The sequence below is a fragment of the Actinomadura luzonensis genome (assembly GCF_022664455.2).
GTDB classification, from domain to species: Bacteria; Actinomycetota; Actinomycetes; order Streptosporangiales; family Streptosporangiaceae; genus Nonomuraea; species Nonomuraea luzonensis.
Genome location: NZ_JAKRKC020000001.1, coordinates 980,844 through 1,006,023, shown reverse-complemented (window position 1 = coordinate 1,006,023; position 25,180 = coordinate 980,844). Strand labels below are relative to the sequence as shown.

The following is a 25,180-nucleotide window of genomic DNA, read 5'->3' as shown; positions in this document are numbered from 1 at the left end:
TGTGAGCGGGGTCACTCACTTTTTCGATGACCGGCTGTGATTCCTGTCACGTAGCCCGTCAGAGTCGCTGCCCGTGGGCCGGCAACTTAACCACAGTCACGAAAAAATTGTCTATCTGGCGGACAACCCGGATAAATTGCTCAAAATCGACCGGTTTGGTGACATATGCGTTGGCGTGCAGCCGGTAGCTGTGCAGGATGTCCTCCTCCGCCTCGGACGTCGTCAGGATCACCACCGGTATCGTGGCCAGCGCCTCGTCCGCCTTGACCTCGCTCAGCACCTCCAGCCCGCTCATCCGGGGCAGGTTGAGGTCGAGCAGGATCAGGTCGGGGCGCGGCGCCTCGGCGTAACCCCCCTCGCGCCGCAGGAACGCCATCGCCTGCTCGCCGTCGTTGACCACGTGCAGCCGGTTGCGCACCTTGTTGAGGTCGAACGCCTCCCTGGTGAGCAGGATGTCGCCCTGGTCGTCCTCCACCAGCAGCACCTCGATCGGCCGCCAGTCACCCATCGCCGTCTCCCGCCTCGCCGTGCGTGCTCCCGCCGTCCGCCGCCGCGGGGAGCGTCCACCGGAACGTCGCGCCCCCGCCCGGCCCGGTGTCGTCCAGCCAGAGCTGCCCCCCGTGATACTCGACGATCTTGCGGCACAGCGCCAGCCCGATGCCGGTCCCCGGATACACGTCCCGTGGGTGCAGCCGCTGGAAGATGAGGAAGATGCGGTCGGCGTACCTGGGCTCGACGCCGATGCCGTTGTCGGAGCAGGCGAACTCCCACACCTCGCCCCGCCGCCGCGCCGCGACGTGCACCCGCGGCGGCTCCTCCGAGCGGAACTTCACGGCGTTCTCGATGAGGTTCTGGAAGAGCTGGGTGAGCTGCGTCCGGTTGCCCCTGACCTGGGGCAGCTCGTCCCTGGTGACCGTGGCGCCGGTGTCCTCGAGGACGGCGGAGAGGTTGTCGAGGGCGCGGTCGAGGGCGGCGCCGGAGTCGGTCACGGTCTTCTCGCCGGTGACCCGGCCGACCCGGGAGAAGTCCAGCAGGTCGTTGATGAGCAGCTGCATGCGCTTGGCGCCGTCCACCGCGTAGTGGATGTACTGCCGGGCGCGCCCGTCGAGCTGGGGGCCGTAGCGCTGCTCCAGCATCTGGGTGAAGCTGGCGACCTTGCGCAGCGGCTCCTGGAGGTCGTGGCTGGCCACGTACGCGAACTGCTCCAGCTCGCCGTTGGAGCGGCGCAGCTCCTCGGCCTGGTCGCTGGCCACCCGCCAGGCCGAGACGATGCGGCCGCGCATGGCGTCGACGTGGCTGGACAGCTCCGCCAGCTCGGCCGGCCGGTCCACGTGCAGGGCGTGGTCGAAGTCGCCGGCCGCCACCGTGCGGACCTGCTCGGTGAGCTGGTCGATGGGCTTCAGCACGGCGTAGCGGACGATGACCGTGAGCCCCACGCCGCAGGCCAGCAGCACCGAGAACAGCACGATCAGGGCCGCGTTGAGCTGCCCGAGCTGTTCGGCCACGTCGGGACGCGGCCGGAGCGCCCGGGTGCGCGCGATCATCAGCATGACGACCACCGCGCCGGCCACGAACGCCACCGTGGCGACGGCGCCGGTGAACAGGAACCAGCGGGCCAGCGGCAGCCGGCCGAGCCCGGTCGGCTCCTTGGGCGGCGGCAGCGGGTGGATGCTCATGCGGTCCTCCGGAGCCGGCGGGTGCTCATTCGGTCCTCCTGCTCAACACGACCACGGCCAGGTCGTCGCTCAGCGTGCCCGCGTGCCGGATCAGCCGGTCGAGGTCGACCGCGCCGTGCTCGCGTACCAGGCCGACCAGGCCCTCAACGCCCAGCAGCTCGTCGCGGTCGCCCACGGCCGCCTCGATGAGCCCGTCGGTGTAGAGCATGATCGACCACTTGTCGCCCAGCGGGACGTCGATCACCGACCACTCGGCGTCGGGGAAGATGCCGAGCGGCGGCCCGGAGGGCGCGCCCTCCAGCACCTCCACCGCGCCGTCGCGGACCAGCACCGGCGGCGGGTGCCCGACCACCCGCATCAGGGCCCGCCGCAGGTCGGGGGCGATCGTCGCCAGACAGAGCGTGGTGAAGATCTCCGGCGCCTTGCGCTCGGCGCGCAGCAGCGTGTCGAGCGTGCGCAGTAGGGTGTCGTCGGTCTGCCCGGCCAGCACCAGCGTGCGCCAGGCGATGCGCAGCGCCACGCCCAGCGCGGCCTCGTCGGGGCCGTGCCCGCACACGTCGCCCACGACGACGTGGATGGCGCCGTCCGGGGTCTGCACCGCGTCCAGGAAGTCGCCGGCGAGGGTGCCGCCGCTGCCCGGCAGGTAGCGGGTGAGGTGCTCGACCGCGTCGGTGCGCAGCAGGGGGCTGGGGAGCAGGCCGCGCTGGGTGCGGGCGTTCTCCCTGGCGATCAGCTCGGCCTGGACCAGGCGGAGCTGGGTCTGGTCGGCGCGCTTGCGCTCCATGGCGTAGCGGATCGCCCGGGTCAGCAGGGGGGCGTCGATGTCCTGCTTGACCAGGTAGTCCTGGGCGCCGGCCTGGACGGCGGCGACGCCCACGTGCGCGTCGCGGAGCCCGGTCAGCACCAGCACGGCCGCGTGCGGCGCCAGCGCCAGGACCTCCTCCAGCGCCTCCAGCCGGGTGGCGTCGGGCAGCGACAGGTCGACCAGCACGCACTGGATCGTGGGGGTCAGCTTCGTTCTGGCCTCGTCCAGGCTTCGCGCGCGGAAGATCCGCGGCGGCGCCTCGGCCTGCTCCAGCAGTTCCTCGACGAGGAAGGCGTCGCCGTCGTCGTCCTCCACGAGGAGCAGCGTCAGCGTCTCGGACAGATGTGCCGTCACCTAACCGCCTCACCGCCACGATCGGGATCGTTGCTGCTCATTCTGCGATGAGTTCCACCCCTTGCGGAAGCGTGCCCTCCACCCCGGCCTCGACGACGAAGGACAGCAGGGTCTCGCGGAACGCCTGCGCGGCGGTGGTGGGCTCGACGTCCTTGCGGTGGGCGAGCGCGACCGTCCTGCTGAGGCCGGGCGGCGCTAGCGGCGTGCCGGCCAGGCCGGGCCGGCCGTCCAGCACCATGGACGGCACCACGGCCACGCCCAGCCCCGCCTCCACGAAGCGCAGCACCGCGTCCATCTCGCCGCCCTGCACCGAGAAACGCGGCTCGAAGCCGGCCTGCCGGCACGCGGCGAGCGTCGCCTCGCGCAGGTCGTAGCCGCGCCGGAACATCACCATCTGCCGCCCGCGCAGCTCCTCGATCTCCATGTACGGCCGCCGCGCCGGCTCGTGCGAGGGCGAGACCACGACCAGGTTCTCGCGCAGGATCTCCTCGGTGACCAGGGCGGGGTCGTCGCTCTGCAGCGGCATGATGATCAGCGACAGGTCGAGCTGGCCGCGCGCCAGCGCCCGCACCAGGTCGCGCGAGCCGCCCTCCTCGACCAGCAGCTCGATGCCCGGGTACGTGCGGTGGAAGCGGGCCAGGGCGTCGGCCAGCAGCCCCGCGCAGAGCGACGGCGTGGCCCCGAGCCGCACCCGCCCGCGCCGCAGCCCGGCGAGCTGGGCGACCTCCTGGCGGGCGGTGTCGGCGTCGGCCAGCATGCGCCGGGCCAGCGGCAGCAGCGCCTCGCCGGCCGGGGTGAGCGTGACGTTGCCGCGCGCGCGGGAGAACAGCGGGGCGCCGAGGTCGCCCTCCAGGGCCTTGATCTGCTTGCTGAGCGAGGGCTGGGCGACCCGCATGCGCTCGGCGGCCTGGGTGAAGTGCCTGGTCTCGGCGACGGCGACGAAATAGGCGAGTTGTTGCAGCTGCATGTGATTTTCCTCGCACCGGCCAGCCGTATGGTGGTGAAAAGACCGTCCGGACCAGCATCATAGCTTATGGCTATCGAAACCAGATCCTTGATGACTTGGACGGATCGTACCTGCGTACCTACCGTTCGAAGACGTGACTGCCACGATTGAGCGCGGCTCCGCCACCGCGCCAGTTCCCGCTCGCAAGAGCACCCCAACGCGCAAGCCGGCCGGCGGGTTCCTCGGCTCGTCGAACGGCAAGAAGGTCGTGATGGCCGTCACTGGCGCGGTGATGGTGCTGTTCCTCATCGCGCACATGATCGGGAACCTCAAGATCTTCCTCGGCCGCGACTCCTTCAACGAGTACGCGCACGCGCTGCGCACCCTGTTCGAGCCGCTGCTGCCGTACCGGACCGCCCTGACCATCCTGGAGATCGTGCTGGTCGTCTCGGTCGTCGCGCACATGTGGGCGGCGATCTCGCTGGCCCGCCGCGCCGGCAAGGCCCGCCCGGTCAAGTACGTCGCCAAGAAGTCGCAGGCAGGCGGCTACGCCACGCACATCATGCGCTGGGGCGGCCTGACCATCGCGCTCTTCGTGGTCTGGCACCTGCTCGACCTGACCTTCGGCGTCGTCAACCCCAAGGGCTTCGACTCCGCCCCGGCCGACCGCATGATCGCCGGGTTCGACCCGTCGCGCTGGTGGGTGACGATCGTCTACGTCGTGGCGGTCGTCCTGGTCGGCCTGCACCTGCACCACGGCATCTGGAGCGCCGTGCAGACGCTCGGCTGGGCCAACGGCAGGCGCTACCCGGCGCTCAAGAGGACCGCCGCGCTCGTCTCGGCCGTCCTGGTGATCGGCTTCCTGGCCCCGCCCCTCGCGATCACGTTCGGAGTTGTGAAGTGAAGTACACCGAAGGCGCGCCGATCCGGGACACCAAGGCGCCCGCCGGGCCCATCGAGGAGCGGTGGGAGAAGCGCAAGTTCTCCGCCCGCCTGGTCAACCCGGCCAACAAGCGCAAGCTCAACGTGATCGTGGTCGGCACCGGCCTCGCGGGCGGCTCGGCCGCCGCGACGCTCGGCGAGCTGGGCTACAACGTCAAGTCCTTCTGCTACCAGGACTCCCCGCGCCGCGCCCACTCCATCGCCGCCCAGGGCGGCATCAACGCGGCCAAGAACTACCGCGGCGACGGCGACTCGATCTACCGGCTGTTCTACGACACCGTCAAGGGCGGCGACTTCCGCGCCCGCGAGTCGAACGTCTACCGCCTCGCCCAGGTCTCGGTGAACATCATCGACCAGGCGGTCGCGCAGGGCGTGCCGTTCGCCCGCGAGTACGGCGGCCTGCTCGACACCCGCTCCTTCGGCGGCGCCCAGGTCTCGCGCACCTTCTACGCCCGCGGCCAGACGGGGCAGCAGCTCCTGCTGGGCGCCTACCAGGCGCTGGAGCGGCAGATCGCGGCCGGCACGGTGACCATGCACACCCGGCACGAGATGCTCGACCTGATCGTCTCCGACGGGCGGGCGCGCGGCGTCATCGTCCGCGACATGGTGACCGGCGAGATCGAGCGGCACCTCGCCGACGCCGTCGTGCTCGCCACCGGCGGCTACGGCAACGTGTTCTTCCTGTCCACGAACGCCAAGGGCTGCAACACCACCGCCATCTGGCGGGCGCACGAGCGGGGCGCGTACTTCGCCAACCCCTGCTACACGCAGATCCACCCGACCTGCATCCCGGTCTCCGGCGACTACCAGTCGAAGCTGACCCTGATGTCGGAGTCGCTGCGCAACGACGGCCGGGTCTGGGTGCCGCTGCGCAAGAACGACGAGCGCGCCCCCGGCGACATCCCCGAGGACGAGCGCGACTACTACCTGGAGCGCATCTACCCGGCGTTCGGCAACCTGGTGCCCCGCGACATCGCCTCCCGGGCCGCCAAGAACGTCTGCGACGAGGGCCGCGGCGTCGGCCCCGGCGGCCTCGGCGTCTACCTCGACTTCCGGGACGCCATCAACCGGCTCGGCCGCGACGCGGTCGAGAAGAAGTACGGCAACCTCTTCGAGATGTACGAGCGCATCACCGGCGAGAACCCGTACGACGTGCCGATGCGCATCTACCCCGCCGTGCACTACACGATGGGCGGCCTGTGGGTGGACTACGACCTGCAGTCCACGATCCCCGGCCTGTTCGTCATCGGCGAGGCCAACTTCTCCGACCACGGCGCGAACCGCCTCGGCGCCTCCGCCCTCATGCAGGGCCTGGCCGACGGCTACTTCGTGCTGCCCACCACCATCGGCGACTACCTCGCCGACGGCCCGTTCGGCGAGGTGGACGAGGCGGCCGTGGCCGAGGCCGAGATCAAGGTCCGCAACAAGATCGACCGGCTGCTCGCCGTCAACGGCACCCGCACGCCCGACTCCTTCCACCGCGAGCTGGGCAAGCTCATGTGGGACTACTGCGGCATGGAGCGCACCGAGGAGTCGCTGCGCAAGGCTCTGGAGCGCATCCCCGAGCTGCGCCAGGAGTTCTGGGAGAACGTCAAGGTCAGCGGCACCGCCGAGGAGCTGAACCAGGTGCTGGAGCGGGCCGGCCGGGTGGCCGACTTCTTCGACCTGGCCGAGCTGATGTGCCTGGACGCCCTGGTCCGCACCGAGTCCTGCGGCGGCCACTTCCGCGCCGAGTCCCAGGACGCCGACGGCGAGGCCCTGCGCGACGACGAGAACTTCGCGCACGTCTCGGCCTGGGAGCGCACCCCGGACGGCCCGGTGCTGCACAAGGAACCGCTCGAGTACGAGTACGTCAAGATGACCCAGCGGAGCTACAAGTGAACCTGACCCTCAAGGTCTGGCGGCAGAGCGGTCCCGAGGACAAGGGACGGATGGTCACCTACCGGGTGGAGGACATCTCCCCGGACATGTCCTTCCTGGAGATGCTCGACGTCCTCAACGAGCGCCTGATCCTGGAGGGCGACGACCCGGTCGCCTTCGACCACGACTGCCGCGAGGGCATCTGCGGCATGTGCGGCATGGTGATCAACGGCGTCGCCCACGGCGAGCAGCGCGCCACCACCACGTGCCAGCTGCACATGCGTCACTTCGAGGACGGCGCGGAGATCACCATCGAGCCGTGGCGGGCGGCCCCGTTCCCGGTCGTGAAGGACCTGGTCGTGGACCGGAGCGCGTTCGACCGCATCATCCAGGCGGGCGGCTTCGTCTCGGTGCCCGCCGGCTCGGCCCCGGACGCGCACAGCGTCCCGGTGCGCAAGGAGGACGCCGACTCGGCGTTCGACGCCGCCACCTGCATCGGCTGCGGCGCCTGCGTCGCGGCCTGCCCGAACGGCTCGGCCTCCCTGTTCACCGCCGCCAAGATCACCCACCTGAGCCTGCTGCCGCAGGGCCAGCCCGAACGCCTGACCCGCGCCAAGGCCATGGTGGACCAGATGGACGCCGAGGGCTTCGGCGGCTGCACCAACACCGGCGAGTGCACCGCGGTCTGCCCCAAGGGCATCCCGCTGGACACGATCGCCCGCATGAACGCCGACTACCTGAAGGCGAACGCCAAGTAGGACCACACGACGACGGCCGTGACCGGAGGGTCACGGCCGTCGTCGTACCGGGGTCCCGGTCGGGCGCGATTTCCGGGATGGGGTGTAACGACGGCCGGGCCCGGACCACTTCCTGGTGTCAGAGAACGCATCCGGAAGCGAAGGGGCTGGGCGGTGGCGGCTGATGCTGACCGGTTCACCAGCATGTACGACGAATGCCGGCAACGCGTCTGGGCCTACGCGGTCAGCCGCGCCGGCCGGCAGGTGGCCGACGAGGTGGTGAGCGAGACGTTCGCGATCGCCTGGCGGCGCCTCGGCGACGTGCCGGAGCCCGCGCTGCCGTGGCTGCTCGGCGTGGCGAGGAACGTGCTGCGGGACAACGTCAGGGCCGAGGCCCGCAGGGAGGCGCTGGCGGCCGAGCTGCGCTCCTGGACCGAGGGCGACGTGGCGGACCAGGTCGCCGAGCGGCTGGGCGTGCTGCGGGCGCTGGCCACGCTGCCCGACGACGACCGCGAGGTGCTGCTGCTGGTCGCCTGGCAGGGGCTCGCCCCCAAGGAGGCGGCGCGGGTCGTGGGCTGCTCGTCGGCGGCCTTCCGGGTCCGGCTGCACCGCGCCCGCAGGCGGCTCAGGCAGGCCATGGATCAGCCCGCGGCGCCGTCGCTGCCCCGCGTCCGCAACCTCAGCGAGGAGTGGTCATGAACCCCATCGACGAGCTCAGGGCCGCCCGGCCCGCCCACCTCGGCGACCGGCCGGTGGACCCGGCCACCAGGGCCGCCGAGCTGGCCCACGCCATGTCCCGGCCGCGTGAGACCGCCGGGCGCGGCGGCTCGCGGGCGCGGCGCGGGGTCAGGCGCGGCCCGCGTGGGGCTCGGCCTGGCCGGGGCCGCGGCGGCGGCGATCACCGCGGCGGCGGTCGTCCTGCCGGGCGGCGGCACGCCCCCGTCGCCGCCCGCGTCCGCCGTCACCGGGCCCGCTGTCACCGGGCCCGCTGTCACCGCCTCCCAGAAGGTGCGGCTGTCCGCGCGGGACGTGCTGCTGGCCGCCGCCGCGAACGCCGGCCGGCAGAGCGAGACCACCGGCGACTGGTGGCACACCACGACCGTCAGCCGCGCCCTGTTCACCGTGGCCGACGGCGGCTACCGGGTCGAGACGCGCTCCCGCGACGAGATGTGGACGCCCCGCGCCCCCGGCGGCGAGCAGTGGAGCCGCGGCCAGACGCTCGGCGCGCGCCCCGCCGGCGAGGAGGACCGCCGGGCCTGGGCCGCGGCGGGCTCGCCCGAGCGGGTCGGGGTCGAGGTGCCGGGCAAGAAGGCCCGGATGCGGCTGCCGATGGCGCCGGGCGAGGTGCGCACCGACCACAGCCCTCTGGTGGACGGCGACAAGGTCTTCTGGCTCGGCCGCAACGTCACCATGAAGGACCTGCGCGGCCTGCCGGACGAGCCGGAGGCGCTGCGCGAGTGGCTGCTGCGCTCGTACGAGGGCCACGACACCGAGTCGGCGAGCGTCCCCATGGGCTCCGACGTGTGGCTGTTCAAGGTCAGCGCGGGCCTGATCACCGACATGCCGGTGACGCCGGAGGTGCGCGGCGCCGCGTTCCGGATGCTGGCCGGGCTCGACACCGTCGAGGTCGCCGAGGACGTCACCGACGCCGAGGGCCGCGCGGGCACCGCCGTGTCGATCGAGGAGCACGCCCAGGGCGGCGCCACGCTGGCGAACCGGCTCATCTTCGACGAGGCGACCGGCCGGGCCCTCGCGAACGAGATCGTCGTGGTCGAGCCCGGCGGGCTCCAGGCGGGCCTGGAGCCGGGCACGGTGTCCTCGTCGAGCGCGGTGCTGGAAGCCGGCTGGACCGACACCGGCCCCCGGCGCTGACCCGGCGCCCGGCCCGGGGCCGTCAGTCGGTGTAGCCCCGGGCCGCGTAGTCGTAGCGGTCGTTGAAGCGCACGTACGCCTTCTTGCCGACGAACGGCTCGAACGGGTCGGGCTGGAACTTCTTCTTGTCCTTGAGGAAGTAGTTGTCGACCGGGCAGCCCCCGCGTGCCCAGTACGACGAGACCCGGTCCCGCCAGAACGAGGTGAACTCGAACTTCTTGCAGTTGGCCTTCGAGGCGCGCCAGGCCCCCATGCGGCCGCGCCAGTACTGGTGCTCCCACACGCAGTAGTAGCCCGCCTTGCAGGACGCCGCGGTGGCGGCCAGCACCACGCGCACCTCGCCGCCGTTCCAGACGATCTCGTTGTCGCTCACCTTCGTCCCGCCGGGGAAGGCCGCCATGTAGGCGTCCACCGCGGCGCTGCCGCTGGTCTCCGCCTGGGCGGGCGGCGCGCCGCCGATGACGACGGCCGCGCCGGCGGCGACGGCCGCCGTCCTGAGCGCCCGGGTCAGGTGCCGGTTGTTCATCTCGTCCCCTTCCGGAGTGGTTACGAGGGGACGGTAGGCGGGCCGGCGTTGAGCGCCTGTTGAGCCGGTGTTGAGGCCCGGCGGGCGGGGCTAAATCGGTTGCGGGGGGTAGGGGATCTCTGGCCTGATGGATCGCGTTCCCCGTCGGACGTGCGGAGAGGAGGCGACACGCGACATGACGTACCACGAGGTGACCGGCACCAGGCGGCCCATCAGGATGTGGGCCGAGCCGGAGACCGTCGACCCGCAGGCGATGCGGCAGCTCCGCAACGTCGCCGACCTTCCCTGGGTGCACGGCGTCGCCGTCATGCCCGACGTCCACCACGGCAAGGGCGCGACGGTCGGGTCGGTCGTCGCGATGCGGGAGGCCGTCTCGCCGGCCGCCGTCGGCGTCGACATCGGCTGCGGCATGACCGCGGTCAAGACCTCCTACCGGGCCTCGCAGCTCCCCGACAACCTCGCCTACCTGCGCGGGAAGCTGGAGCAGGCGGTGCCCGTCGGGTTCCAGCACCACAAGCGGCCGGTCGACCCGGACAAGGTGACGGGGCTGCGGGCGGGTGGCTGGGCCGAGTTCTGGAAGGGCTTCGACGACCTCGCCCCGGCCGTCAAGGCGCGCCGCGAGCGGGCCGAGGCGCAGATGGGCACGCTCGGCGGCGGCAACCACTTCCTGGAGGTGTGCGCCGACGACGAGGGCACGGTCTGGGTGGTCCTCCACTCCGGCTCGCGCAACATCGGCAAGGAGCTGGCCGAGCACCACATCGGCGTCGCCCGCGGCCTGTCGCACAACCAGGGCCTGGTCGACCGCGACCTCGCCGTCTTCCTCGGCGGCACGCCCGAGATGGACGCCTACCGCCGCGATCTGTTCTGGGCCCAGGACTACGCGCGCCGCAACCGCGCCCTCATGATCGGCCTGGTCTGCGACGTCCTGCGCCGCCACCTGCCCGGCATCGCCTTCGACGAGCCCGTCTCCTGCCACCACAACTACGTGGCCGAGGAGCGCTACGACGGCGTCGACGTGCTGGTCACCCGCAAGGGCGCGATCCGGGCCGGCTCCGGCGAGCTGGGCATCATCCCCGGCTCCATGGCCACCGGGACGTACATCGTCAAGGGGCTCGGGAACGGGAAGGCGTACAACTCGGCCTCGCACGGCGCCGGCCGGAGGATGAGCAGGAACAAGGCCAAGAAGACCTTCACCCTGAAGGACCTGGAGGAGCAGACGTCCGGGGTGGAGTGCCGCAAGGACGCCGGGGTGCTCGACGAGATCCCGGGGGCCTACAAGGACCTGGAGTCGGTGATGGCCGCCCAGACCGACCTGGTCCAGGTCGTCGCCCACCTGCGCCAGCTCATCTGCGTCAAGGGCTGAGCGGGCTCACCCGCGCGGCGTCCTCACGCCGGGCGCCAGGTGGCGCGCAGCACGCGCAGCCAGTTGCCGTGCGCGAGGCCGGTCACCACGTCGTGGCCGTAGCCGGCCTCGCGCAGGGCGTCCAGCAACCCCGGCAGGAGCACGGCCCCGCCGGGGTGGCCGGCGTCGGGGGCCCGGTACAGGTCGGAGCCCAGCGCCACGTGCTCCGGCCCGGCCAGGTCGACGAGGTAGCGGATCTGGTCCAGCACGTCGGCGACGATCCCGGCCGGTGAGGGGGCCACGCCTTCGAGGCTGACGCCGATCACGCCGCCGCCGGCGGCGACGGCGGCGATCTGGTCGTCGGTGAGCGCCCGGCTGGTGGGCGACAGGGCGTGCGCGGCGCCGTGGGTGACCACCAGCGGGGCCCGGGAGCAGTCGGCGACGTCCAGGAAGCCCGCCAGGTTGAGGTGGGCGAGGTCGACCAGGATGCCGAGGTCGTTGCAGGCCCGGACGAGCCGGACGCCGGCCTCGGTCAGCCCGGGACCGACGTCGGGGGTGCCGGGGGAGTGGTAGGGGACCCCGTACCCGAAGTCGTTCTGCCTGCTCCAGGTGATCGCCAGCGAGCGCACCCCGGCCGCGTGGAGGAGGTGGAGGGTCTCCAGGTCGGGGTCGAGAGCGTCGGCGTCGGCCAGGTGCAGCACGGCCGCGAAGACGCCGTCCCGCCGGGCGCGGTCCAGGTCGTCGACGGTGCGGACGAGCCGGACCCGGTCCGGCGCCTCGCGGGTGAGGCGCAGCAGGGCGGCGATGCCGGTGATGGTCCGGTCGAGGGCGTGATGGCGGTCGAGCCGGGGCGGGTAGGCGATCCGGAGGCCGGCGTCGTCCCTGATCAGCTCGGGGCGTTCGACGGGCGGCACCATCACTTCGAACAGGCCGCCGCCGAGGCCGTGGGCGGCGGCCAGGCCGGGCGCGGGCGGCCGGGAGGGGGGAGCGCCGGTCAGCGGCGCCTTCATGTCGTAGCCGGCGAGCCCGGCGACGAAGTCGCTGTGCCCGGCGAAGACCCATGGCTGGTCGGTCATGTGCGCACTCCTTAACAAGACTAGTCGGTCTAGTCTCGGTTCGAGGACGGACTCTAGACCGAACGGTTCCGTCTAGGCAACTGGTAGGCTCCGGGCATGGAGCGAGAAGCGGGGAGCCGCCGGTCGCCCGCCAAGCGCGCGGCCATCGTGCGGGCGGCGCTGGAGCTGTTCCTCGACGAGGGCTACGCCCGGGTCAGCATGGACGCGATCGCCGCCCGCGCCGGGGTGGGCAAGCAGACCGTCTACAGCCATTTCGGCAACAAGGAGCGGCTGTTCCTCGCGGTCGTCGGCGAGGCGCGGACGGCCGCGAGCGCCACGCCGGCCGACGCGTCACCGCCGGGCCGGACGGGCGACCCCCGCGCCGACCTCCAGGCGGTGGGGGAGCGCCTGCTGCGCGTCGTGCTGTCCCCGGCCGTCGCGGCCCTGCACCGGCTCACGGTCGCCGAGCTCACCCATCATCCGGAGCTCCAGGAGTCGTGGCGGGAGACCAGCTCAGACGCGCTCCTGGCCGAGGTCGCCGACCATCTGACGGCGGCCGACCGCGCGGGGACGCTGCGGGTGCCCGATCCGCTGCTGGCGGCCCGCCAGTTCGTGCTGCTGATGGCCACGGAGGGGCGGGTGCGCTCGCTGCACGGCACGCGGCCGCTGTCCGACGCCGAACGCCGCGGGATCGCCCGCGAGAGCGCCGACCTGATCGTGCGGGCGCACCGTACGTGAGCGTCAGCCGCCTCGCGTCACGGTCGCGCCGGGCAGGGACTCGCGCCGGGCCTCCTCGGTGCCGACGACCGCGTTGAGCCCGCCGCCGACGACCTGGGCGACCGCGTCACCCGAGACGGACGGTTTCCGCGTCTCGCCCTCGACCCTGATCAGCATCCTGGTCGGGGTGCAGAACAGGGTGACCTTGCTCTCGCTGGAGACGCCGGACGCCCGCTCCGTCGGCCCGGAGAAGCCGTCGGGGCGGGCCGGGTCGCCCTCGGTGCGGGTCAGGTCCTCGTGCATGCTCCAGCCGGGGCCGGACAGCCCGCACAGGCCGGAGGGGTGGATCCAGGCGGTCAGGTCGTAGGGGCCGACCTTGATCTGCGCCAGCGCGCGCTCCGCCTCGTCGGGCAGGCGCGGGACGCCGGTCACGCCCTTGAGCCGGGCGAGCGGCCACCGGGCCGGGTCCTTCAGCAGCGGGTCCCCGGAGGGAGCGGAGCAGGCGGCGAGGGCCGGGGCCATCAGGAGGGCCGCCGCCGTCGCGCGTGCCAGAGCGCCGATCACGCTCCGAGTCTAGGAGGCCGCCGGCCCCGGCGTCTCCACGATCCGGGCGAGAGAGCGTTCTCTCGCCTTGCTGATGGCTCTTGACAACGGTCAAGAAGGCGCGCAGGCTCCCTGTCAGGGAGCGCTCCCCGGCACAGGCCGTACCGTCCATCAGTGACCGGCAAGGGAGTTCCATGCGCGCCTCACGACCGCTCGCCCTGCTGTGCGTGCTGCTCGGCACGCTCGCCTTCGCCCCGCGTCCGGCGGACGCGCGGGTCATCCGGGTGGCGGAGTTCCTCGCCGACTGCCCGTTCAGCCACCGGCTGCCGGACGACCCGATCGTCTACCCCGGCCTGCCCGGCGCCTCGCACATGCACAGCTTCTTCGGCAGCCGGGTCACCAACGCCTCCACCACGCTCGCCGACCTGCAGAACGGCGCGACGAACTGCAACCCGTCGGTGGACCGGTCGTCGTACTGGGTGCCGACGCTCTACCGCGACGGAGTCGCCGTCGAGCCCGCCATCGTCACCTTCTACTACCTCGGCGAGGGCGTGCGGGACGACGTCATCGCCCGGACCCAGCCGCTGCCGCTCGGCCTTCGCATCGTCGCCGGCAACGCCAGGGCGACCGGCCCCGACGGCTCCTCGATCGCCCGGTGGTCGTGCCTGCACGCCGGCCAGGTGCCGCCGTCGAAGGACTTCGTCACCTGCCCGAGCGGGACGATGCTGGAGTCGTACCTGGACTTCCCGCAGTGCTGGAACGGCCGGGACCTGGACTCGGCCGACCACAAGAGCCACATGGCCTACCCGGTGGCGGGCGACTGCCCGAGCACGCACCCGGTGCCGGTGCCGAAGCTGCGGCAGGTGATCCGCTACCCGGTGACCGGCGACCCGTCGCACTTCCGGCTGGCCTCGGGCGGCGGGTACACGATGCACGGCGACTTCTTCAACGCCTGGCCGCAGGCGGAGATGGAGCGCCGGGTGCGCGACTGCATCCGGCCGATCGTCAAGTGCGGCGCCGACGGGCGGCCGGTCTAGCGGCTCCGGCCCGTGCGGGAGGACGACGGTGTTCAGGCTCTGGCTGCTGGCGGCGCTCGCGCTGCTGCTCACCGGCTGCGGCACGGCGAACGGCGCCCCCAGGGCGACGGCCGCGCCGTCCGGCTTCAACGCGACCGACGTGGCCTGGCTGCAACTGGCCGAGGCGCTGCACGCGCGGGCGCTGCCGATGCTCGCGCTCGCCCCTGCCCGTACCGGCCGCCCGGCGCTCGCGGACCTGGCCGGACGGCTGGCGAAGGAGCACGAGCGAGGGCCGCGAGCGGCTGCGCGCGCTGCTCGCCCGCACGGGCGTGGCCGGGGCCGCCAACCCGCATGCCGGGCACGACATGCCCGGCATGCCCACGGCCGCCGACCTGGAGGCGCTGGAGGGCCTGCGGGGCGCGGGCTTCGACCGCCGCTTCGCCGCCCTCCTGCGGGCCTACCTCGGCCAGCTCGTCCTGGTCGCCGACGGTGAGCGGCGCTCGGGGCAGGCCGCCGACGTCCGCGCCCTCGCCGCCGCCATGTCCCGCGCGCACGCCGCCGAGCTGGGGAGCCTGGCGGCCGCCGCCCGGTAGCTTGGGGCGCATGGAACTGCTGGGCACGGGGCGAAGCGCGGACGTGTACGCCCTCGACGGCGACCGGGTCCTGCGCCGCTACCGCGACGGCGGGCACGACGCCCGGGAGGAGGCGGCGGTCATGGCGTACGTGGCCGCCCACGGCTACCCGGTGCCCGAGGTCTACCCCGAGCTGACCGAGGACCGCCCGGCCGACCTGGTGATGCGCCGGCTGTCCGGCCCCACGATGTTGCAGGCCGTGGCCGGCGGCTCGTACGACGCCGAGGAGGGCGGCCGGGTGGGCGCCCGGCTGCTGCGGCGGCTGCACGCCATCCCCGCCCGGCTCTCGCCGGACCCCCGCGACCGGGTGCTGCACCTCGACCTGCATCCCGACAACGTCATGCTGACCCCCGAGGGCCCGGTCGTGATCGACTGGTGCAACACCGCCGAGGGGCCGCCCGAGCTGGACAACGCGCTGTCGGCCGTCATCCTGGCCCAGGTCGCGGTCAGCGACGCCGACCCGCTGGCGGCGGTGGCGCGGCCGGCGCTGCGCGGGCTGCTCGCCGGGCTCGGCGACGCCATGGACTACGGCGCCCCGCTCGACGAGGCCGCCCGCAGGCGGTCGGAGAACGTCACGCTGTCCGCCGGGGAGGTCGGCCTGATCGGCGCGGCCGTGGAGCTGATCCGCGACCTGGGAGGGGTCACTCCGTCCAGGCGGAGGTGACGTCGAGCCTGGTGAGCCACAGCTTCTCGCCGTCGCCGCCGGGCTCCCACCGCGCGCAGAAGTCGAGCAGCGCCCGGCAGCGCGCCACCATGGCCGCCTGCCGCTCCTCCCAGACCGGGACGAGCCCGTCGTAGGCGGCGAAGAAGTGCTCCAGCAGCGGCACGTGCTCCGGGTGGTGGCTGCGGATGATCCATTCGCACCACGCGAGGTCCTCGACCGGGCGGCCGGGGTGCGCCCACTCCCAGTCGAGGATCGCGGTGGTCCGGAAGGTGGCCGGGTCGAAGAGCATGTTCTGCGGGCCGTAGTCGCCGTGCACGATCCCCAGGCGGTGGATGCCGCCGAGGACGCGGCCGCACTCGGTGAGCACCTCCAGGGCGTGGCCGTCGTCCATGAGGTCCTGGCCGTGCTCGCCGGAGACGAACCGGGTGGTCAGGCTGTTGGAGGTGATCTTGTGAACGCGCGGGACGGGGACCCGGCCGCGCAGGCGGCGCAGGTATCTGCTCTCCGTGCTCAGCCTGAACGCCGCCTCGGGGCCCTGGTAGCACTTCACGACCAGGGCGCCGTCGCCGAATGTGCTGTTGGTGTACCCGTGCTTCACAAGGGACGATTCTGGCGTACCCGGACCCCTCCCGGGACCCGCGCCACGCTACCTCGCCCGCCTCCGATACACGATGTAAGGACGGAACAAATAGGGCAACGGGGCGGAAAGCGCGTGCACCAAGCGGCTGAACGGGAAGAGGACGACCAGCGCCATCCCCACCACCGTGTGCAGTTTGTAAAGACCGCTCGCGTGACCCATCGCGGCCGGATCAGGACTCAGCGTGAGCACCCTGCGGAACCACGGCGCGACCGTCGTCCGGTAGCTCACCTCGCTCGGCGCGAACCCCGCCACCGTGGTCACCACGCCCGTCACGATCGCCAGCGCCAGCACCAGGTACATCGTCTTGTCGTTCCTCGTCGTCGCCAGGAACACCGGCCCCCGCGTCCGCCGCCGGTAGATCAGCAGGGCCAGCCCGACGAGCGTGGCCAGCCCGGCGACGCCGCCCCAGACCAGGGCGTTCGCGTGATAGGTCGCGTTGCTCACCCCGATCGCGTCGGTCCAGCTCAGCGGGATGAGCAGCCCCGTGACGTGCCCCACGACCACGAAGATCAGCGCGTAGTGGAACAGCGGGCTGGCCACCCGCAGCAGCCGCCGCTCGTAGAGCTGGGAGGAGCGGGTGGTCCAGCCGAACTGGTCGTAGCGGTAACGCCAGACCAGGCCGCCGATGAAGATCACGATGGTCACGTACGGGGCCACGGTCCACACCACGCTCTCGCCCCAGCTCACGCGTGCCTCCCGACCGTCTCCGCCGGGGGCCCGCCGGCCGCCAGCCGCCGCGCGGCCGCCCGCTGCTCCGCGGTCGGCGGCGGGAGCGCGCCGCACACCGCGCCCACCACCTCCGCGTACGGCGACCCGCGCTCGCCGAGCGCCGCCCGCAGCAGCTCCAGCCCCACCTGGTGCTCCCGCAGCACCTCGGCGCCGGCCGGGTCCAGCGCGGCGAACTCCAGCACCACCGGCAGGAAGTCGGGCAGCTCGTCCTCCAGCAGCTCCCACCCGGCGGCCCGGTAGCGGCGCTTCAGCGCGGCCAGCGACTCGCCGCGGCGCCGGGTGTCGCCGTCGGCGTAGTAGGTCAGGTAGAGGCAGCAGCGCCGGTCCAGGTCGAAGGTCTCGACGTAGTGCGCGGCCAGCTCGCCCGGCCCCAGCTCGGCGATCCTGGCCAGGAACGCGGCGAAGTGCGGCTCGGCCGCCTGCCTGATCAGCGGCAGCCGCCGCCAGAACCGCTCGTCCGGGTAGGCCAGCAGGTGGGCGGCGGCCTGCCAGAGCACCCTCACGGCTTCCTCCTTCGCGGCGGGAACAACCCCGCCGGGGTGCCGCGGCCGTCCCAGTTGAGCAGGTTCACCCGGTCGCGGGTGACCTCGTCGCCGGTCTGGCGCTCCTTCAGGCCGTGGAAGCTCTCGATCGAGACCGGCACGGGACGGCCCGACGCCTCGCCGAACGGCGGCTGCATGCCCGGCCCGCCGTCGTAGTCCAGGCTGCACCCGGCCTCCTCCACCACGCCGGGCTGGTTGCCGTACGCGGTCGGGATGACGTACCGCTCGTCGTACTTGGCGAGGGCCAGCAGCCGGTACATCGCCGCCAGCTCCTCCTCCGGCAGGCCCGCCTCCGGCGGCAGGACCGGCGTGCGGCCCAGGTTGACCGCCCGCATGTACGAGCGCATCGCGGCCAGGCGGCGCAGCGCGGCGGTCACCGGCGCCGGGTCGCCCGCCGTGAACAGCCCCGCCAGGTAGCCGATCGGGATGCGCAGCGCGTCGATGGCGGCGAACAGGTTGACCGCGTCCTCGCCGTCGTGCCCGGTGCCGGCCAGCGCGTCCACCACCGGCGAGAGCGGCGGGACGTACCAGACCATGGGCAGGGTCCGGTACTCCGGATGCAGGGGGAGCGCGATCCGGTACCTCTTGACCAGGTCGTACACCGGCGAGCGGCGGGCCGCCTCCACCCACTCGGCGGGCAGCCCCGCCGTGGCGACCGCCGGGTCGTCCGGGTCCACGAACAGGTCGAGCTGGGCCTCGTACAGGTCGCGCTCGTCCGGCACCGCGGCGGCCTCGGCGACCCGGTCGGCGTCGTACAGCAGGACCCCGAGGTAACGCAGCCGGCCGACGCACGTCTCGGAGCAGACGGTCGGCAGGCCCACCTCGACCCGCGGGAAGCAGAACGTGCACTTCTCGGCCTTGCCGGTCTTGTGGTTGAAGTACACCTTCTTGTATGGGCACCCGGTCACGCACATGCGCCAGCCCCGGCAGCGGTCCTGGTCGACCAGCACGATGCCGTCCTCCTCGCGCTTGTACAGCGCGCCCGACGGGCAGGAGGCCACGCACGACGGGTTGAGGCAGTGCTCGCAGATGCGCGGCAGGTAGAACATGAACGCCTCTTCGAACGACAGCTTGACCTGCTCCGACACCTCGGCCAGCACCGGGTCGGGCGACGGGTCGCCGCCGAGGTCGTCGTCCCAGTTGGCGCTCCACTCGATCGCGGTCGGCTCGCCGCTCAGCAGCGAGCGCGGCGGCGCCACCGGGACGTCGTCGGACAGCGGGGCCCGGGTGAGGTTCTCGTAGTCGTAGGTCCAGGGCTCGTAGTAGTCCTGGATGGAGGGCATCAACGGGTTGGCGAAGATGGTGAGCAGCTTGCGCAGCCGGCCGCCGGCGCGGGGCTTGAGCCGGCCCTTGCGGTCCAGGGTCCAGCCGCCCCGCCAGCGCTCCTGGTCCTCGTAGCGGCGCGGGTAGCCCTGGCCGGGGCGGGTCTCGACGTTGTTGAACCAGACGTACTCGACGCCCGGCCGGTTGGTCCACGTCTGCTTGCAGGTCACCGAGCAGGTGTGGCAGCCGATGCACTTGTCCAGGTTCATCACCATGGCGATCTGGGCCATGATCCGCATCAGTAGCGCACCTCCTGCGAACGGCGGCGGATGGTCGTGAGCTCGTCGCGCTGGTTGCCGGTCGGGCCGAGGTAGTTGAAGCCGAACGAGAGCTGGGCGTGGCCGCCGATCATGTGCGTCGGCTTGATGAGCACCCTGGTCAGCGCGTTGTGGATGCCGCCGCGGCGGCCGGTCTCCTCCGACAGCGGCACGTCGATCAGGCGGTCCTGGGCGTGGTACATGTAGACCGAGCCCGGCGGCATGCGGTGGGAGACGATCGCGCGGGCCACCACCACGCCGTTGCGGTTCACCGCCTCCACCCAGTCGTTGTCGGCGATGCCGAGCCCGGCCGCGTCCTCGACGCTCATCCAGATCGTGGGGCCGCCGCGCGACAGCGACAACATGAGCAGGTTGTCCTGATACTCCGAGTGGATCGACCACTTGCTGTGCGGGGTCAGGTACCTCAGCCGGCCGCTCTCGCCGAGCAGCGCGGCCAGGTCCAGCGGCGGCCGGTAGGTCGGCAGCGACTCGCCGTACTCGTGCATCCAGTCGTGGTCGAGGAAGAAGTGCATGCGGCCGGTGAGGGTGTGCCAGGGCTTGCCGTGCTCAACGTTGATCGTGAACGGCGCGTAGCGGCGGCCCGCGGACTCCTTGCCCGACCACTCCGGGCTCGACGCCACGTGCACCGGCCGGGCCTGCGTGTCGGAGAAGACGATCCGGTGGCCCTCGTGCGCCAGCCCCGACAGGTCCGTCCCCGTGCGCTCGGCGAGCTGCCGGAACCCCTGCACCGCCAGGCGGCCGTTGCTCACGCCCGACAGCGCGAGGATCGCCTCGCACGCCTTGGCGTCGGTGTCCAGCAGCGGCCGGCCCTTGGCCACGCCGCGCGGCACCAGGCCGCAGCGCGTCCCGAGCCAGGCGACCTCCTCGTCCGGCTGGAACGTCACGCCCTTGACCGCCAGGCCCAGCCGCTCCGCGAGCGGGCCGAGCGCGGCCAGCTTCTCGGCGACCGCCCCGTAGTCGCGCTCGACGACGTGCAGCGCGGGCTCGCGGACGTGACTGAGCTCCGACGGCGTGTCGTGCTGGTGGGCCGCCGCCACCACGTCCCGGCGCACGCCCAGGTGCCGGCCGGCCAGCGCGCTGAAGGCGCGGGCGATGGCGTGGAAGGCGGCGAAGTCGGTGCGGGTCTCCCAGGGCGGGCTGATCGCCGGGTTGAACGCGTGCACGAACGGGTGCATGTCGGTCGAGGAGAGGTCGTGCTTCTCGTACCAGGTGGCCGCGGGCAGCACGAGGTCGGAGAAGACCGTCGAGGACGTCATCCGGAAGTCGATCGTGAGCAGCAGGTCCAGCTTGCCGGTCGCCGCCTCCGGATCCGGGTGCTCCAGGTTGGAGGTGGCGCCCAGCAGGTGGTGCAGGAAGTACTCGTTGCCCTTGGCGCTGGAGCCGAACAGGTTGGAGCGCCAGAGCGTGAGCACGCGCGGCCAGTTGCGCGGGTCGTCGGGATCGTCGGCCGCGTACCGGAGCCGGCCCGCGCGCAGCTCCTCCCGCGTGTACGCGACCGGGTCCTCGGCCTCGCCCAGCTCCAGCGGGTTGCGGTCGAACGCCGGGGCCATCGGCATCCAGCCGTTGCGCACCGCCTCGGCCACCAGGTCCGCCGTGTGCCGGCCGCGGAAGGCGCCCCGGCCCAGCGGCGAGGCCAGCTCGCCCGCGTCGAAGCGGTCGTAACGCCACTGGTCGGTGTGCAGGTACCAGAACGGCGTGCCCGGGGTCTGCCGGGGCGGGCGCGACCAGTCGGCGGCGCTCGCCAGCACCTGCCAGCCCGCCAGCGGGCGGCACTTCTCCTGGCCCACGTAGTGCGCCCAGCCGCCGCCGTTGCGGCCCTGGCAGCCGGTCAGCAGCAGCAACGACAGGAACGCGCGGTAGATCGTGTCGCCGTGGAACCACTGGGCCGCGCCCGCGCCCATGATGATCATGCACCGACCCTCGGTGGCCTCGGCGGTCCGCGCGAACTCGCGGGCGATCCGGGCGGCGCGCCCGGCCGGCACGCCGGTGATCGGCTCCTGCCAGGCCGGCGTGTACGGCTGGGCCGCGTCCTCGTAGCCCTCCGGCCAGTCGCCGGGCAGGCCGGGGCGGCGGACGCCGTACTGGGCGAGCAGCAAATCGTACACGGTGGTGACGAGGTGCCCGTTGATCCTGGTCACCGGCACGCCCCGCACCATGGGGTCGCCGCCGTCGAAGCGGGGCAGCAGCACCTCGGCGGCCGGGCTCCACTCGTCCATGACCGTGAGCCGGGGGTCGGTGGTCAGGTTCAGGTTCCAGCGGCCCTTGCCGGACTCCGTCCAGCGGAACCCCGCCGAGCCGTTCGGCACCACCGGGCGGCCGTGGCGCGACAGCAGGACCGTCTTCCACTCGGCCGCCTCCTCCCGGTCACCCAGGTCCTGGGCGGTGAGGAAACGGCCCGGCACGTACCCGCCGTCCCGCTCCTCCAGGCGGACGAGGAAGGGCAGGTCGGTGAAGCGCTTGACGTAGTCGGTGAAGAACGGCGTCTCGTTCTCCACGAAGAACTCCCTGAGCAGGACGTGGCCCATCGCCATGGCGAGGGCGCCGTCCGTGCCGGGGCGCACGCTCAGGAACTCGTCGGCGAACTTGGCGGCGTCGCTGAAGTCGGGGCTCACCACCACGACCTTCTGGCCCCGGTAGCGGGCCTCGGCCATCCAGTGGGCGTCCGGGGTGCGCGTCACCGGAACGTTGGAGCCCCACATCAGCAGGTACGCGGCGTCCCACCAGTCGGCCGACTCCGGCACGTCGGTCTGGTCGCCGAACACCTGCGGCGAGGCGACGGGCAGGTCGGCGTACCAGTCGTAGAACGAGAGCATGGTGCCGCCGATCAGCGACACGAAGCGGGAGCCGATCGCGTGCGAGACCATCGACATGGCCGGGATGGGGGAGAAGCCGGCGACCCGGTCGGGGCCGTAGGTCTTGATGGTGTGGACGTGGGCGGCGGCGATCATCTCGGTCGCGAGGTCCCAGGTGACGCGGACGAGGCCGCCGCGGCCGCGGGCCTGCTGGTAGCTCCGCCTTTTTTCCGGATTTTCCGTGATTTCCGCCCAAGCCGCCACCGGGTCGCCCAGCCGCTCCCGCGCCTCGGCGTACATCTCCACCAGAACACCCCGCGCGTACGGGTAGCGGATGCGCGTCGGCGAGTAGGTGTACCAGGAGAAGGCGGCGCCGCGGGGACAGCCGCGCGGCTCGTACTCGGGGCGGTCGGGGCCGACGCTCGGGTAGTCGGTCTCCTGGGTCTCCCAGGTGATGATGCCGTCCTTGACGTACACCTTCCACGAACACGAACCCGTGCAGTTCACCCCGTGGGTGGAGCGGACGATCTTGTCATGGCTCCACCGGTCCCGGTAGAAGGCGTCCCCCTCCATGCCGCCGGCCAGGCGCAGGGTGTGCAGGTCGCCGCTGGTGTCCGCCGATCTGCGGAGGAAACGGCCGGTCTTGAGTAGGACGTCCTCGGCGCTCATACCCCCACTTCATCACAGAAAGTGACTCTCTGTTACACAGGGTGTATGTCTGAGCTTCGTAAAGGTTCCCAGCCTCACCAGGACCACCCCACCCCCGCCCCCGCTCCCACCGAACCTCCCCCCACCCCGGCCCACCCGACCTCCGCCTCCCCCCACCCTGAGCCCGACCCCGCCCGCCTTGAACCCGACTCCGCCCGCCTTGAACCCGACCCCGCCCGCCCTGAGCCCGATTCCTCCCGCCTTGAACCCGACCCCGCCCGCCCTGAGCCCGACCCCTCCCGCCCTGAGCCCGATTCCTCCCGCCGGGGCTCCGACCCTGCGCGTCCTGGGCCCGACCCTGCGCGTCCTGAATCCGCCTCCTTCCGCCCGGAATCCGCCTCCGCCCGTCCTGAGCCCGACCCTGCCCGTCCTGAGCCCGACCCTGCCCGTCCTGAGCCCGACCCTGCCCGTCCTGAGCCCGACCCTGCCCACACTGAACCCGATCCCGCTCGCCCTGCGCCCGGCGCCACCCACCCTCGACCCGGCCCCGCCGAATCCCTGCCCGAACCCGCCCGTCCTGAGCCCGACCCCGCTCACTCTGAGCCCGAGCCCGCCCGCCTCGCGCCCGGCACCGCCCACCCTCAATCCGGCCCCGCCGGACCTCGGCCCGATCCCGCTCGCCCTGCGCCCGGCAGCACCCACCCTCGGCCCGACCCCGCCCACTCCCAGCCCGATCCCGCCCGTCCTGGGCCCGGCGCCACGCGCCCCCAGCCCGACACCGCAGGCTCTCAGCCCGACACCACCGATCCCCAGCCCGACACCACCGATCCCCAGGCCGACAACGGCCGCCATGAGCCCGATACCCCTCGCCCCCCACGCTCCGACAGCGCGCGGTCCCGCAACCTGGTCCTTGCCACCACCGCCTTCGCCATCACCTTCTGGGCCTGGAACCTCATCGGCCCCCTGGCCGGCTCCTACACCCGCCGCCTCGGCCTCTCCCCGACCCAGACCTCGCTCCTCATCGCGATCCCGGTGCTGGTCGGCGCCCTGGGCCGGATCCCGGCGGGCATGCTGACCGACCGTTTCGGCGGCCGGCGGATGTTCGCCATCGCCTGTTTCGTGTCGATCGTCCCGGTGGTGTTCGTCGGCTGGTCCGACTCCTACGGCTGGCTGCTGTTCTGGGGCTTCCTCCTCGGCATCCCCGGGACGACGTTCGCCATCGGCATCCCCTTCGTCAACGCCTGGTACGACCCCGCCCGCCGCGGCTTCGCGACCGGCGTCTTCGGCGCCGGCATGGGCGGGACCGCGCTGTCGGCCTTCTTCACGCCCCGCCTGGTGGAGGCGTTCGGCCGTCCGGCCACCCACCTGCTGATGGCGGCGGTGCTGGCCCTGACCGGCCTGCTGATGCTGGGTGCGAGCCGCGACTCGCCCCGCTGGTCCCCGGCGACCGCCCCCGCCCTGCCCCGCATGCGCGACGCCCTCAAGGTCAAGGCCACCTGGCAGTGCTCCTTCCTGTACGCGGTCGCCTTCGGTGGTTTCGTCGCCTTCTCCACGTACCTGCCGACCCTGCTGGAGAACGTCTACCGCTTCGCCCAGACCGACGCCGGCGTCCGCACGGCGGGTTTCTCAATCGCGGCAGTCCTGTCCCGGCCGCTGGGCGGCACGCTCTCCGACCGGCTGGGCGCCGTCCGGGTGCTGCTGACCTCGTTCGCGGGGGTGGTCGTGATGGCGCTCGTGCTGATGCTCCGCCCGCCCCTGGAGGTGCCCGCCGGGCTGAGCTTCGTCCTCATGGCCTTCTTCCTCGGCCTCGGGACGGGCGGTGTGTTCGCGCTGGTGGCCAAGGTGGTGGAGCCGTCCAAGGTGGGCACGGTCACCGGCCTCGTCGGCGCCGCCGGCGGCCTCGGCGGCTACTTCCCGCCCCTCGTGATGGGCGTGGTGTACGCGGCGACCGGCGCCTACACCATCGGCTACGTACTGCTGGCGATCACAGCAGCGGCCGCCCTGGCGTACACCTGGCGCGCCTTCCGCAACATCCACTAAACCGCACCTCTCACCGCAAACAGGTACGGACGTGGCGCACGTCCTGCGGCGAGGCGGGCGTCCTGCGGCGAGGTGGGCGTCCTGCGGTGAGGCGGGCGTCCTGCGGCGAGGTGGGCGTCTTGCGGCGAGGCGCGCTTCCCTTCGCAGAATTCGGGTGGCCCCCCTTCCCAAGACCGAGTGAGCCGCGCCTCCCCGAACTCAAACGTGACGCTTTCACCGCGACGCCAGTGTGGCGTGCCCTTCCCGCCACAGGGCGGAGTGCGGCGCGCGCCTCACGAGATCGAGCGGGACGCGCTTGCCGGGCGGCGGCTGGCACTGGTGTGGCGCGCCTTCCGCTGAGGCGGTGGAGTCGATGGGCGATGGTGGCGGCGATGGTGGCGGCGATGGTGGCGATGGTGGCGATGGTGGCGATGGTGGCGGCGGTGGCGGTGGCGGCGGCGATGACGGCAGTGGCGGCAGTGGCGGCGGCGGTGGTGAACTCGCGGCGGCGGTGGTGAGCTG

At 72.6% G+C, this 25,180-nt stretch carries 24 protein-coding genes; 12 read left to right on the top strand and 12 right to left on the bottom strand.

The genetic code is table 11. From position 1 onward, the window contains the following. Positions 1-58: 58 nt before the first annotated feature. The 4 genes from MF672_RS04710 to MF672_RS04695 are packed head-to-tail and all read right to left on the bottom strand — an operon-like array spanning position 59 to position 3,802. Positions 59-508: a response regulator gene (locus tag MF672_RS04710; RefSeq protein WP_242382464.1), complete on the bottom strand. Its 450-nt coding sequence runs from the start codon at positions 506-508 to the stop codon at positions 59-61. Beyond that, positions 501-1,676: an ATP-binding protein gene (locus MF672_RS04705; RefSeq protein ID WP_242382463.1), complete on the bottom strand. Its 1,176-nt coding sequence runs from the start codon at positions 1,674-1,676 to the stop codon at positions 501-503. The genes MF672_RS04710 and MF672_RS04705 overlap by 8 nt, the downstream gene beginning before the upstream one ends. A 25-nt stretch (positions 1,677-1,701) precedes the next feature. Further along, complete coding sequence (locus MF672_RS04700; RefSeq protein ID WP_242382462.1) at positions 1,702-2,835, bottom strand: PP2C family protein-serine/threonine phosphatase; 1,134 nt, start codon at positions 2,833-2,835, stop codon at positions 1,702-1,704. A 37-nt stretch (positions 2,836-2,872) separates the two neighbouring features. Then, positions 2,873-3,802 carry a LysR family transcriptional regulator gene (locus MF672_RS04695; RefSeq protein WP_242382461.1) on the bottom strand — a complete coding sequence of 310 codons (930 nt, stop codon included), beginning with the start codon at positions 3,800-3,802 and terminating at the stop codon, positions 2,873-2,875. A gap of 250 nt (positions 3,803-4,052) precedes the next feature. On the opposite strand from MF672_RS04695, the gene MF672_RS04690 reads away from it, so the two are divergent. The 5 genes from MF672_RS04690 to MF672_RS04670 all read left to right on the top strand — a co-directional run bounded on the left by MF672_RS04690 (position 4,053) and on the right by MF672_RS04670 (position 9,192). Then, the gene (locus tag MF672_RS04690) at positions 4,053-4,685 is read left to right on the top strand and encodes a succinate dehydrogenase cytochrome b subunit (RefSeq protein WP_242382469.1); all 633 of its coding nucleotides are present in this window, start codon (positions 4,053-4,055) and stop codon (positions 4,683-4,685) included. Next, positions 4,682-6,604 carry a fumarate reductase/succinate dehydrogenase flavoprotein subunit gene (locus MF672_RS04685; RefSeq protein WP_242382460.1) on the top strand — a complete coding sequence of 641 codons (1,923 nt, stop codon included), beginning with the start codon at positions 4,682-4,684 and terminating at the stop codon, positions 6,602-6,604. Before MF672_RS04690 ends, MF672_RS04685 begins: the two co-directional genes overlap by 4 nt. Further along, positions 6,601-7,341 (top strand): succinate dehydrogenase/fumarate reductase iron-sulfur subunit, encoded by a 741-nt coding sequence (locus tag MF672_RS04680; RefSeq protein ID WP_242382459.1) that lies wholly within the window; start codon positions 6,601-6,603, stop codon positions 7,339-7,341. Before MF672_RS04685 ends, MF672_RS04680 begins: the two co-directional genes overlap by 4 nt. Before the next feature lie 153 nt (positions 7,342-7,494). Continuing rightward, a complete protein-coding gene (locus tag MF672_RS04675) occupies positions 7,495-8,019 on the top strand; it encodes an RNA polymerase sigma factor (protein ID WP_242382458.1) in 525 nt (174 codons plus the stop codon). A 105-nt stretch (positions 8,020-8,124) separates the two neighbouring features. Further along, a complete protein-coding gene (locus tag MF672_RS04670; RefSeq protein ID WP_302893156.1) occupies positions 8,125-9,192 on the top strand; it encodes a CU044_5270 family protein in 1,068 nt (355 codons plus the stop codon). 22 nt (positions 9,193-9,214) lie between these two features. On the opposite strand, the gene MF672_RS04665 is transcribed toward MF672_RS04670, so the two are convergent. Beyond that, positions 9,215-9,718: a peptidase inhibitor family I36 protein gene (locus MF672_RS04665; RefSeq protein WP_242372739.1), complete on the bottom strand. Its 504-nt coding sequence runs from the start codon at positions 9,716-9,718 to the stop codon at positions 9,215-9,217. 175 nt (positions 9,719-9,893) lie between these two features. Here MF672_RS04665 and MF672_RS04660 point away from each other — a divergent pair, with 175 nt between their 5' ends. Continuing rightward, positions 9,894-11,081, top strand: coding sequence for an RtcB family protein (locus MF672_RS04660; RefSeq protein WP_242372737.1), 1,188 nt, complete (start codon positions 9,894-9,896; stop codon positions 11,079-11,081). A gap of 23 nt (positions 11,082-11,104) precedes the next feature. Here MF672_RS04660 and MF672_RS04655 read toward each other — a convergent pair whose 3' ends face one another. Next, a complete protein-coding gene (locus MF672_RS04655; protein WP_242372734.1) occupies positions 11,105-12,136 on the bottom strand; it encodes a dipeptidase in 1,032 nt (343 codons plus the stop codon). A 96-nt stretch (positions 12,137-12,232) separates the two neighbouring features. Between MF672_RS04655 and MF672_RS04650 the strand changes: the two genes are divergently transcribed. Continuing rightward, positions 12,233-12,853 (top strand): TetR/AcrR family transcriptional regulator, encoded by a 621-nt coding sequence (locus MF672_RS04650; RefSeq protein ID WP_242372732.1) that lies wholly within the window; start codon positions 12,233-12,235, stop codon positions 12,851-12,853. Positions 12,854-12,856: 3 nt separating this feature from the next. Here MF672_RS04650 and MF672_RS04645 read toward each other — a convergent pair whose 3' ends face one another. Further along, entirely contained in the window at positions 12,857-13,396 is a 540-nt protein-coding gene (locus MF672_RS04645) for a hypothetical protein (protein WP_242372731.1), read from the bottom strand. Positions 13,397-13,569: 173 nt separating this feature from the next. On the opposite strand from MF672_RS04645, the gene MF672_RS04640 reads away from it, so the two are divergent. From MF672_RS04640 to MF672_RS04630, 3 genes are read left to right on the top strand one after another with little or no spacing between them, the layout of a single operon-like run. Beyond that, complete coding sequence (locus MF672_RS04640; RefSeq protein ID WP_242372728.1) at positions 13,570-14,412, top strand: DUF1996 domain-containing protein; 843 nt, start codon at positions 13,570-13,572, stop codon at positions 14,410-14,412. Then, on the top strand, positions 14,385-14,984 hold the full coding sequence (locus MF672_RS04635; protein WP_247815161.1) for a DUF305 domain-containing protein: 600 nt from the start codon (positions 14,385-14,387) through the stop codon (positions 14,982-14,984). The genes MF672_RS04640 and MF672_RS04635 overlap by 28 nt, the downstream gene beginning before the upstream one ends. A 10-nt stretch (positions 14,985-14,994) precedes the next feature. Further along, a complete protein-coding gene (locus tag MF672_RS04630) occupies positions 14,995-15,687 on the top strand; it encodes a phosphotransferase (protein WP_242372723.1) in 693 nt (230 codons plus the stop codon). On the opposite strand, the gene MF672_RS04625 is transcribed toward MF672_RS04630, so the two are convergent. Genes MF672_RS04625 through MF672_RS04605 form a run of 5 tightly spaced genes read right to left on the bottom strand, consistent with a single transcriptional unit; the run spans position 15,665 to position 22,660 of the window. Further along, positions 15,665-16,285 carry a phosphotransferase gene (locus MF672_RS04625; RefSeq protein WP_242372720.1) on the bottom strand — a complete coding sequence of 207 codons (621 nt, stop codon included), beginning with the start codon at positions 16,283-16,285 and terminating at the stop codon, positions 15,665-15,667. The two genes, MF672_RS04630 and MF672_RS04625, sit on opposite strands and share 23 nt — an antisense overlap. 48 nt (positions 16,286-16,333) lie before the next feature. Then, positions 16,334-17,014: a respiratory nitrate reductase subunit gamma gene (gene narI / locus MF672_RS04620; RefSeq protein ID WP_242372719.1), complete on the bottom strand. Its 681-nt coding sequence runs from the start codon at positions 17,012-17,014 to the stop codon at positions 16,334-16,336. Beyond that, positions 17,011-17,559: a nitrate reductase molybdenum cofactor assembly chaperone gene (gene narJ, locus MF672_RS04615; RefSeq protein WP_242372718.1), complete on the bottom strand. Its 549-nt coding sequence runs from the start codon at positions 17,557-17,559 to the stop codon at positions 17,011-17,013. Before narJ ends, narI begins: the two co-directional genes overlap by 4 nt. Next, complete coding sequence (narH, locus tag MF672_RS04610) at positions 17,556-19,160, bottom strand: nitrate reductase subunit beta (protein WP_242372717.1); 1,605 nt, start codon at positions 19,158-19,160, stop codon at positions 17,556-17,558. The genes narJ and narH overlap by 4 nt, the downstream gene beginning before the upstream one ends. After that, a complete protein-coding gene (locus tag MF672_RS04605; RefSeq protein WP_242372716.1) occupies positions 19,160-22,660 on the bottom strand; it encodes a nitrate reductase subunit alpha in 3,501 nt (1,166 codons plus the stop codon). Before MF672_RS04605 ends, narH begins: the two co-directional genes overlap by 1 nt. Positions 22,661-23,542: 882 nt before the next feature. On the opposite strand from MF672_RS04605, the gene MF672_RS04600 reads away from it, so the two are divergent. Together MF672_RS04600 and MF672_RS04595 are read left to right on the top strand one after the other, a co-directional pair. After that, a complete protein-coding gene (locus MF672_RS04600) occupies positions 23,543-24,679 on the top strand; it encodes an MFS transporter (protein WP_242372748.1) in 1,137 nt (378 codons plus the stop codon). 359 nt (positions 24,680-25,038) lie between these two features. Next, positions 25,039-25,176, top strand: coding sequence for a hypothetical protein (locus MF672_RS04595; protein ID WP_242372715.1), 138 nt, complete (start codon positions 25,039-25,041; stop codon positions 25,174-25,176). Positions 25,177-25,180 lie beyond the last annotated feature (4 nt).

Excerpts from the sequence above, each read along its gene's own strand:
- MF672_RS04630 (WP_242372723.1), top strand. The coding sequence starts at position 14,995 with ATGGAACTGCTGGGCACGGGGCGAAGCGCGGACGTGTACGCCCTCGAC.
- MF672_RS04705 (WP_242382463.1), bottom strand. The coding sequence starts at position 1,676 with ATGAGCATCCACCCGCTGCCGCCGCCCAAGGAGCCGACCGGGCTCGGC.
- MF672_RS04665 (WP_242372739.1), bottom strand. The coding sequence starts at position 9,718 with ATGAACAACCGGCACCTGACCCGGGCGCTCAGGACGGCGGCCGTCGCC.
- MF672_RS04640 (WP_242372728.1), top strand. The coding sequence starts at position 13,570 with ATGCGCGCCTCACGACCGCTCGCCCTGCTGTGCGTGCTGCTCGGCACG.
- MF672_RS04695 (WP_242382461.1), bottom strand. The coding sequence starts at position 3,802 with ATGCAGCTGCAACAACTCGCCTATTTCGTCGCCGTCGCCGAGACCAGG.
- MF672_RS04595 (WP_242372715.1), top strand. The coding sequence starts at position 25,039 with ATGGTGGCGGCGATGGTGGCGGCGATGGTGGCGATGGTGGCGATGGTG.
- narH (WP_242372717.1), bottom strand. The coding sequence starts at position 19,160 with ATGCGGATCATGGCCCAGATCGCCATGGTGATGAACCTGGACAAGTGC.
- MF672_RS04655 (WP_242372734.1), bottom strand. The coding sequence starts at position 12,136 with ATGACCGACCAGCCATGGGTCTTCGCCGGGCACAGCGACTTCGTCGCC.
- MF672_RS04605 (WP_242372716.1), bottom strand. The coding sequence starts at position 22,660 with ATGAGCGCCGAGGACGTCCTACTCAAGACCGGCCGTTTCCTCCGCAGA.
- MF672_RS04710 (WP_242382464.1), bottom strand. The coding sequence starts at position 508 with ATGGGTGACTGGCGGCCGATCGAGGTGCTGCTGGTGGAGGACGACCAG.
- MF672_RS04650 (WP_242372732.1), top strand. The coding sequence starts at position 12,233 with ATGGAGCGAGAAGCGGGGAGCCGCCGGTCGCCCGCCAAGCGCGCGGCC.
- MF672_RS04690 (WP_242382469.1), top strand. The coding sequence starts at position 4,053 with ATGGCCGTCACTGGCGCGGTGATGGTGCTGTTCCTCATCGCGCACATG.
- MF672_RS04660 (WP_242372737.1), top strand. The coding sequence starts at position 9,894 with ATGACGTACCACGAGGTGACCGGCACCAGGCGGCCCATCAGGATGTGG.